At 58.4% G+C, this 6454-nt stretch carries 1 protein-coding gene; it reads right to left on the bottom strand.

All coding sequences use genetic code 11. From position 1 onward, the window contains the following. Positions 1-6448, bottom strand: a 6448-nt coding sequence (locus PA598K_RS14030) for a hypothetical protein (RefSeq protein ID WP_185601942.1), incomplete at its 3' end; no start/stop codon positions are given. Positions 6449-6454: the final 6 nt, after the last annotated feature.

Here is a 6454-nt window from a genome sequence, read left to right as displayed (position 1 = left end):
CGCCTGCGCCGCCACCGCCACCGCCGCCGATGCCGCCACCGTTAACAGGTGCCTTATACACCTTCGGCGTCAGGACAGTCGATACGGCCATTGCTTTTTTGTCCAGCGAGGTACGCGCTGCGACGATGATACGATCACTGTCGGAGACGGTGATTTCGCCGCTCTGCGGGACGAATTTCCACTCGCCGAGATTCTGCTCGAAGCTCGGAGCGGCAGCGTTCGCGCCCTGCGGGAACACCTTGTACACCAACTGTTGACCGGTCATATCTCCAGTCGACTGGATCAGCAGTTGGGTCGCACTCGTATTGCCCGGGATGACTGCCGTCGATGCGGTGATCGACCGCAGCGCCGTCTGCTTCGGATTGGCGACCTTCGCTGCCGTCGCCGCCTCCAGCACGACTTCGTCGGAGATCCGGTATTCCGCCTCGATCAGACTGACACCCAGCGCTTGCGCCGTTATCTTGCCGTTTTTGTCCAGCTTGACGCTATCGCCGCGCGCGACCTCATAGCTGAGATTGGACAGCTGAGCGGTCGGGATCGCCTCCTCGACGAAGGTCGGCTTGCCGTCTTGCTTGCCTGTCACGTAGCGCAGCTTCGCGACCAAGGTACGGCTCTCGCCTGGCTTGATGGCTGGCAGCTCCTCGAGGATGAGCGCTGTTGGTACTCGGAAGCTGTCATTGGTAATGCCGACGATAGCGGTATTCTCGTTGCCTGCCCCGTCGCGGGCGACGATATTCAGATCGACGACGGGATCGTTGGCGCTGATCGCTACGGTGCTGTCGAAGTCGCCATTGGCCGCCAGCTCGATGCGTTGTCCATTCACTGTGAGGACGGCGTCATTGGTCGTCGAGCCGACGATCCGAATCTCGCCATTGCTCGTCCGCTCACCCGTCACCGGCTGCTCGATGAACAGCTTCGGCGCGATCGTATCTACAGTCAGATAGAGCATCGTAACCTTCATGTCCCGCGTATTTTTGTTGCGGGCGACCAGTTCGATCGCATACGGTCCGTCGGTCGTCAGCTGATCAAACGTGATCGAGCCGGCGCTGCCGTTGCCTGTATTGGTCAGGCTGACCTTGCCGAGCGACTTGTCGTCGTAGAATGCTTCGACCTCTACATCCTTCTGATCCGATACGAGCTGGATCGTCTGCTTGGTCTGGTTGGTCAATACCTCCTGGAAGTCGGCATTGGCCTGACCCGGCGTCCACACGCTAGGCTTGGCCGGAATCGGCAGCAGCTTCTTCGCAGCATCCGACCGGTTCGCAAAGTGGTACGCCTCGTTTTTGTCGGCATCCTTAGTCGGCTTGGTGGCGCTGCTGACGCCGATCACATATTCCTTGCCGACCTCAAGGCCGGTATAGACGATTTTTTCCTTTTGTTGAACAGGAGCAACAGTCTGATTCGACGGATTCGACGGATTCGACGGATTCGCTGGTTCGTCGTCCATGACAGGGATCGTCATCGCGCTCCAGCCGCCGATCAGGATGTTCTCGTACTGGCCGCTCTGCGCATTCCAGAACGGTTCGAGCTCCGCTTCGGTGAAGAGGATGTCGCCGAATGCCGGGTAGGGCACCAGCTTGCCGTCCACCGCTTGCTGCGCTTCGATCATGTAGCTGTGCTCGAAGGCGCCATGGCCGTTTTTCTTCGCCTTTGGCTTGAAGCTGAGGGCGAACAGGCCGTTGCCTGCCGGCTTGACGACGACATCGCTGACCGCTTGCGGCGCCAGCGGGTCGATGATCTCGAAGCGATCGACCGACGTCTTCGTACCGAAGGCGCTGTCCGACTTGAGCTCGGCTCGCAGATAGTAGTTGCCTTGCTGCAGCATGCCGCGGATATCCTCGGTGCCGCCGAGCAGCGTCACCTGCGAGACATCGATTGTTGTGCTGCCGCTTGTCACTTTGCCGGTTGTGCTGCCGTTTTGGGCAACCGGCAGGTCCTTGGCGATCATCAGCCCCGGATCGCTTGCCTCCGGCACGCCCGTCTGGCCTGCCTGGATGCCAGCGGATACCGGCTCTTGTGTCAGATACAGATTAACTTTATCGCCAGGCTGAGCATTGTTCACCTTCCAGGAGGCGGTGAACAGCTTGCTGTCGCTCTCGTTTTTGGTCAGCTTCACATCGTTCAGCTCCGGAAGCACTGGCACATTGAGCAGGCGCGTATCGACGGCCCGATCGGCCGTGAGCGTCCAAGTGCCGCCGCTCGCCAGCTTCTCCTCCGGCAGTACGATATACACCTTTCTGGAGTCCACGCCGTCCTTGGCATCCTTGGCCGGGATGATTTGCGAGAAGGCATTGGCTCCTGACACTGTATTCGTATTGTCAAAGACGATCTTGTGATTGGCGCCGCTCGCATCCTTCAATGTGAAAGCAGGCTGCGTCTTGCCGTCATAAGCCATCTCGATAATTGCATTGCCCGAGACGTCGTCCATCGGGATCTGGTGCACCCGACCGCCATTGGTCACATTGATGCCGCCGATACCGATGGAGGTCGAACCGTTTTCGACGATTTTGACGCCATCCTCCAGCGTACGGTACGTAATCTCCTGCGACTCCTGCTCGCTGTTCAGCCACGAGGTGGCGAGCGTCTGCATGCCTTGACCGATCACCATCAGCGTAGGACCACGCTCGGGGTCCTCGACGATCATATGGATCAGACCGTCTGGCAGCGACTCGCCCGAGGTGCCGAACTCGATGCCGCCGCCCCAGTAGTACGTAACGCCAACGGAGATGAACAGGACGCCGAAGCTGCCCCAGATCTTGTCGTTGTTAAGACCGAAGAACACGCTGGAGATCGGCAAGCCGCCGACGACCGGCACGCTTTTCGGAATCTGGATGCGGGAGCTGATGAAGCCCTCGAAGTCCGTCCGGTTTTTCTCCAGATTTTGGCCGATGAAGATGCCGGCCTTGCCGACGATGACATCCCATCCGCCGATATCGACCTCGGCTTCGACTCTGACGAACCATGGCGTCACCCATTGCGCCTCGAGCAGCGCCTTGGTGATCAGCTCCATCAGATCGTCTTCATCGGCGTCCGGCTTCATCGAGAAGCCAAGCTTGCCCTCGATCTTCAGGCCGGTCCGCTTGACCGTCAGGTCCACATCGCCGAAGAAGTACGCCGGCGCGACGCCGAAGCGCATGCTAACCCCGGCCTGCACGACGAGCGGGAACGGGTCCTTGTCCGATCCCCCAGCGATCGTATCGGCCAGCTCGCGGATCGCGCCGCGCACTTTGGTCAGATACGTCGCACCGGTGATTAGGACGCCTGGATTGCCAAGCGAGGTGCCGAAGCCGATGACGTCCGGCAGGATCCGACCGTCCTTGACCTGCTTGAACGCCAGCTCGACGTCGATTTCGACGACGTCCTTCAGCTCTGCCTTGAATTTGATGCCATACGTATTCGCTACGCCTGGCACCGGCTGGACGTAATGCACGACTTTGATTTCGCCGCTCGCGCTATCGCCCTTTTCCTTGTCCTTGCCCTTCTTTTTGCTCGGGTTGATCAGGCCGATGTCGGCCCCCAGCTCGAACTTCAGCGCCGCATCGACGCCGACGAAGCCTTCGTCGTTGAAGACGACGTTCTCGACTTCGCCTTCGACGATCTTCAGCTTGATCGAGCCGCCAAACGAGATGCCGCCCTCGCGCAGGATGAAGTCATTGAAGGTGAAGCCAAACCCGCCGATCGCAAAAGCAGGCGGCGCAAACAGACTTTGACGATTAAAGTAGACGTTCTGGATCATAACCTGCCGCAGCGGATTAAACCGATCGCCTACAGCTCCTGCCGCCCACGTGAGGCTGCCGTTCAGCGTGTTGTCCTCGTCATTGCCTTTTTTATCCTGCTTCTCGTCGTCATCGACGGTCAAGCCTTCCCCGAGCGACTTCTCGAAGCCGTTAAAGAAATCGAGCGTCCACTCGCCCCGGTGGAAGACGAAGCCGCTGCTGGCTACGCTGAGCGTGCCATCGCCTTTAATAAACAGCGAGTTGACGAATGGCGAATCGGACTTCTTGCCGAAAGCTTCCAGTTGGCCGCGCACGAAGACAAGATCCTTGCCTTTGTAAGCGACCGCTTGGTTAATAATTGCCGGCTCCGTCTTCGTATCGACGATTACCTGCTTGGTCGCCCCGGTACCAACCTCCTTGACCATACCGCGGATGACGACCAGTCCCTCTCGGTCATAATCTTCGTCGGTCATAAATTCATTCAGCTCTTGCTCGGAGTAAAACAGCTTGTATTGGTAGAGCGGAATTTTTTTGTAGGCTTCTGCCGACAGGAATTCCGTCAGATCGAACTTCCGATCCGTCGCATTGCTGGCGATGCCGTAGGCGGTGCGCAATGCCTTGTAACCCGTCAGGTCGCCATTCAGCGCCGAGATGCTCGAGAATGGATCGCCCGGGAACATGCTGTTCAGATCATCCAGATACTCCTGATCATGGCCAGCCAGCGCGCCGATCTTCGTCAGATCGAAGTTCTGACGGTAGAGCGCAACGATATTCGCTTCGCGAATCCGCGACTCATTGTTATCCGTCACAAGGAACGTCTGGTCGGTGATGAGGTCGAACATCGCCGCCATCTCCTCGTCGCCGCCAGCGGTGCCCTTGTAGTCCAGCTCCATCTGGTACTCGCCGAGCGGCAGCTCCGGCCCGTTCATGGCGCGGACGGTGCGTCCCTGGCTGTCGACCTCCTCGCCGTCGCGATAGGTGATGCGCATATCGCCGGTATAGCCGTCATCGGTCGATTGGATGAGGACAGAGTCCTCCACCGGCACCTTGTAACGCTTGCCGGTCACCTTCTCGCGGATGTACAGGTCGAAGTTTGGCGCTGTCGTATCGTTGCCTGTGTTGTAAGCTTCGATGTTGGACAGGTTCATCGTGATGTACTTGACATCGGTGCTGTACAGCTCCTTGGGCGTCAGACCGTACACATAAGTCGGTACGGCGTCGCCAACTGCCGGCAGCAGGATGAAGTTCGACTGGCTCGACTCATACTGCGCCTTCAGCCCGTCATCGGCCGTCTCCGAGTCTGCTGTCAGCTTGGCCGTCGTCTGTGGACTGCGGGCCGCCATCATATACTCTCTTGTTACCGGCCAAGGCCGGCCGACCGCTTGCACCTTATAGGACACGGTGATCGTGTCGCCAGGCTTGAACTTCGGCTGGATGCCCTGCTCGGCTTCCTCCGGCGTCGGTTCCTTGCGGATTTCCAGCTTTTTGCTGCGGTATTGCTCGGTGACGGCTTTGCCGTTCTCATAGACGACCTGCCCCAGCTCGTCGGTTCGGACGAAGTTCAATCCGCCCTGCAAGGTCAGCTCCGTCTCGATAAAGTCATGCTCCATATCGAACATCGCCAGATTCTCGATCTCAGCGGTAATGTTGAAGATCCCTTCAGCGGTGTAGGCACTATTGTCCGCCAACGTTGCTAGCTGCTGTGGCGGATCGAGGTAACGCACGGAAAAGATTTTGTCCGCCTCGATAATCTCCCCCAAGCCATAGACCGTCTCAAAGGACGTCGTGGCATTGGCTTCGATCGCTCTCGGGTTCCAGTAGAAGGCAACGGCCGAGTCGGCGGTGCCGTAATCGTTGGTGTCGCGCGTGTAGTCGAGGTTGGGATTGAGATTGTAATCCCATTTGGTATTCGCCAGTCCGTTCCAATGGCCAACGATCATCTCGTCGACGATGTTGAAGCCACCCTCGGCGAAATTATTGAAGCCATAGGCGATAACGTTGGTCGCTTGCGGATTGTTGAGATCCAGCTTGTCCCGCATCACCCAGTAGGGAGGCAGCTTATAGAAGTTGATATCCTCTTGCGGGATGCCGATCGCAGCCGGGTCATGGACCAGCTTGCGCTCGACCAGCAGCGGCGCCTTGTAGGCGGTGCCGATCTGGAAGGCCGGACCGTCATTGCCTGCCACCATCGTATCGAGTAGGATTCGGCTGCCTAGCTCGACGCGCGCGCCGCTGCGGTTGATGACCTCGTAGCGGATGTTGACATTGCCGATATTGGCCTTGTCTTTCATGTCCGTGTACAGCATCAGCACCTGCTTGATCTCGACGCCCTTGATCTTCCAGGTCGTCTCGACATGTCGGGTACCGTCGGGATTGCCCACGATCTTCGGCGTCGTCGTCTCGGAGAACAGACTTGCTCCGAATTTGTACGGGTTGCCGAAAATATAGTCGTCGCCGTCGATGCGGAACGTTGTGAACGATGTCTCGGGATCGTCGCCCTGGAACATCAGATTGACATTTTGGTCGTTTTTGCGGATCGGTTGACCCTCGACGGTACGAATACCGTAGCGGCCAGTGGCGTTATCGACCGTAATCTTGATCAGATCATTCTGGAGTACGGTCTTGCCGGATGTGGCTACCTGTGCGGCGATCGTCTCGATGCCGACTGCGGTAGCCGAGAGGAACAGCACGAGCGCCAGCATGACGGCCGTCGTCTTCTTGAGAAGCTTCACCTAAGT

Origin of the sequence: Paenibacillus sp. 598K (assembly GCF_003851045.1) — a bacterium.
Classification (GTDB): domain Bacteria; phylum Bacillota; class Bacilli; order Paenibacillales; family Paenibacillaceae; genus Paenibacillus_D.
Note: the sequence above shows the minus strand (reverse complement) of the source record. Positions and strands in the feature narration are given on the sequence as shown.